The sequence below is a fragment of the bacterium genome (assembly GCA_040753085.1).
GTDB lineage: Bacteria > UBA9089 > JASEGY01 > JASEGY01 > JASEGY01 > JASEGY01.
Genome location: JBFMHI010000219.1, coordinates 1 through 3281 on the forward strand (window position 1 = coordinate 1; position 3281 = coordinate 3281).

A 3281-nucleotide genomic window follows, 5' to 3' on the forward strand; every position below is an offset into this window, starting at 1 on the left:
GTCTCCTTTTATAGGTTGCATAGAAAGCCGTTTTTTAGGAATTTTAGCTAACTTTTAAACACCTAAACACAATATGTTGTGGTTTCGCTAGGTAAGGCTACTATATAGAGGCTGAGTAGTTACAAAAAAAGAAAGACGATAGATTCGATTTCGTGCAAAACTTAGGTTAAAAAACCCAGTGGTAAATTTATCTTTAGAGGTAAGGTTATGAAGCCAGGACTATCCAGAAGGTTTGATGATAAGAAATTTATGTGGGATGGCAAGATCTATGAGACAAAAGAAGAGGCAAAGGAGGTGATGCAAAGATACCAGGCCAACAACTTCGAGACCAAAATGGTCGAGGAGGAAGGTAAATACCTTCTCTATACGAGGAGGGTGGTAACCGAGGTGGTGGTCGAGGGACCACCTCCGGTGTAAGAGGAACAAAAGAAGATTTTCGGATAAGACAGAGCAGAAACAGATTTTATCCGAAAGATAATGTAATTAATTTATGCACCGAAGGTGCAGAGGAATTTAGCCGTAGGTTTTAACCTACGGAAGATTGAATTGGAAATTAAGCCCCGCAGGGGCGAAGGAAAGGTTCGCGGTGTGTAAAGATTAATAAAATCAACGCTCAATTTTATCCGAGAGCATTCACAAAATTCAAAGGAGGTGAAAGAATGGCCGTTAGAGTTGCTGAAGAATGGCTGGCCACGTGCGGCGGTTGTGAGGTAACTCTGCTTGATGTGGGTATGCCCTTGCTCGATCTTCTACCCAGTCTGGAGTTTGTCCATATGCCGGTCATTATGGACCACAAATACTATGGTCAGACAGGCGAACAAGAGGGGCTTGAGATCCCCGAGGCCGATGTGGGACTCATTTCAGGGAGTGTGCACAACAAGGAGAATCGCCATGTGGCTGAAGAGATGCGTAAAAAGTGCAAAACACTAATTGCTGTAGGGTCCTGTGCTAACTATGGTGGAATCCCTGGAATGAACAATCTCTTCACTGTAGCTGAGATTGCCAAGGTCGTCTATCAGGATACACCCAGTACCGATGCCGCCCCTATGCCTACTAATGAAATCCCTGGCCTTGAGGACCGGGTCTATGCTGTCAGCGAGGTGGTCAAGGTCGACCTAAAGATTCCCGGATGTCCAACCCCGCCCGAGATGCTGGCCGAGGCTTTGACCTGTCTATTAGAGGGCAAAGAGTTCAAGTTAGAGGAACGCTCTGTTTGCGATGAATGCCCTTTAAAACGGGAGAAGAAGGCGGTGACTTTTATTAAGAGGCCATTAGAGTCGGTTGAGTTTATCCCCGGCCAACCCTTGCAAGAGGTCCGCTGCTTTATGGAACAAGGCTTTTTCTGCCAGGGCCCGGCCACCCGGTCTGGCTGCGGTGGATCTGAGAAGGTCCCAAGATGCATCAAGGCCTATATGCCCTGTCGGGGATGTTTCGGCCCCATACGGGAGGGGGCCAATCCGATGGTGGATATGATGGGCGCTTTGTCATCTATTGGGCTTAACCCGAGAGAGATCCCCGACAGGGTCCCAACCTTTAACCGATTTATTGGGGCCCAAAATCGTTTAAGACCCAGTATGGGAAGGAGGTGAAAAGATGGGAAAGACGCTAAGACTTGCACCCGTATCAAGAATTGAGGGGCACGCCAAGATCACCGTCCAGCTTGATGATCAGGGCAATGTGGCCGACAGCCGGGTAAACGTGGTAGAACTGCGCGGCTTTGAGAAATTCTGCATTGGAAGACCGGTAGAGGAATTACCGAGGATTACCCCGCGGATATGTGGGGTCTGCCCCTGGGCCCACCACCTGGCCAGTGCCAAGGCGACCGATGCCGTCTTTGGGGTGGATATCCCACAAGCGGCCAAGAAGATCCGGGAGCTGGCCTATATGGCCCATTTCATCCATTCCCATACCCTCCACTTCTTCATCCTTTCTGGTCCTGACTTCGTTATGGGGCCGGATGCTGACTATGCCGTCAGAAATGTCATCGGGGTGGTGGGCAAGGTGCCAGACATTGCCAAGCAGGTAGTTAGGATAAGGTATACCGGCCAGATGATGACCCAGATTATGGCGGGTAAGGCCATCCATCCAGATGCGGCCTGTCCTGGCGGCTGGAGTAAGCCGATTAGCGCGGAAGAGAGGACCCAGCTTAAGGAGATGGCCAACCAGTGCTTAGAGTTTGCCAAGTTCAGCATCGACTTTGCCAAGAAGAACATCTTCCCCACATACTTAGATACGGTCAAGACCTTAGGGGTTATCGAGACTGGATTCTTAGGGACGATCAGTGATGGTGGGGCGATGAACTTCTATGATGGGAAACTACGGATGATGAATAAGGATGGGAGCTATGAGGATTTCGGGGTGGCCGACTACTTGGACTACATCGCCGAGCATGTGGAGCCCTGGAGCTATCTCAAGTTCCCCTATTGGAAGAAGGCTGGCGGTTTCTCAATGGATCTGGATAATCCGGTAGGGATATACAGGGTAAATTCTCTGGCCCGGGTGAATGTAGTGGATAAGATCACCACACCTTTAGCCCAGGCCGAGCTTGAGGAATTTCGTTCCTCATTTGGTCGTCCTGCTCAATTGACCCTTCTACACCACTGGGCCAGGTTGATTGAACTTCTCTATGCCGCTGAGCGGGCCATTGAGTTATTAGCTGATCCGGATATCACCTCGATCGATATTCGAAAGAAGGTCACCCCTCGGGTAGCCCGAGGTGTGGCTGTAGTTGAGGCCCCCAGAGGGACCCTCATCCATGATTACACTACCGATGATGAGGGGATGGTCACGGCGGTCAACATCATCGTAGGTACCACCCACAATAATGCGCCGATCAATATGTCGGTCAAGCAGGCGGCCAAAAGCCTGATTAAGAACGGTCAATATGATCAGGGAATATGCAACCGTCTTGAGATGGCTATCCGCGCCTATGATCCCTGCTTCTCCTGTGCTACTCACAACTTAGATGGGACGATGGCCGTCAAGGTTGACATCCTTGATCACCAGGGAGAGATTTTAGACACCTTCGAAAACGGCTAAAGGAAAAGAGGCTCGAGGCTTGATCCTCGAGGCTCGAGGCTCGATGCTCGATGCTCGATCCTCGATTTTCGATCCTCGAGGCTCGATGCTCGATCCTCGATGCTGATAAAGAATCAAGGTAACCGTTCAGCCACAGATGCACACAGATGAAACACGGAAAATCCGTGAGCCGTGTCCGTGATTCGGGTCTGTCCTTAGGCTGTAGGGACAACCCTTGTGGTTGTCCGTCTACGGAACGGACA

Annotated in this window: 4 protein-coding genes; 3 read left to right on the forward strand and 1 reads right to left on the reverse strand. The window is 50.2% G+C overall.

Translation table 11 applies throughout. The features are described 5' to 3' along the window. Nucleotides 1–207 precede the first annotated feature (207 nt). The 3 genes from AB1797_13715 (at nucleotide 208) to AB1797_13725 (ending at nucleotide 3039) form a co-directional block, all read left to right on the forward strand. Complete coding sequence (locus tag AB1797_13715; GenBank protein ID MEW5768643.1) at nucleotides 208–417, forward strand: hypothetical protein; 210 nt, start codon at nucleotides 208–210, stop codon at nucleotides 415–417. Nucleotides 418–659: 242 nt separating this feature from the next. Further along, complete coding sequence (locus AB1797_13720; protein ID MEW5768644.1) at nucleotides 660–1589, forward strand: methyl viologen-reducing hydrogenase; 930 nt, start codon at nucleotides 660–662, stop codon at nucleotides 1587–1589. 4 nt (nucleotides 1590–1593) lie between these two features. After that, nucleotides 1594–3039, forward strand: a complete 1446-nt coding sequence (locus tag AB1797_13725) for a Ni/Fe hydrogenase subunit alpha (protein MEW5768645.1) — start codon at nucleotides 1594–1596, stop codon at nucleotides 3037–3039. On the opposite strand, the gene AB1797_13730 is transcribed toward AB1797_13725, so the two are convergent. Then, complete coding sequence (locus AB1797_13730) at nucleotides 3016–3156, reverse strand: hypothetical protein (protein ID MEW5768646.1); 141 nt, start codon at nucleotides 3154–3156, stop codon at nucleotides 3016–3018. The two genes, AB1797_13725 and AB1797_13730, sit on opposite strands and share 24 nt — an antisense overlap. Nucleotides 3157–3281 lie beyond the last annotated feature (125 nt).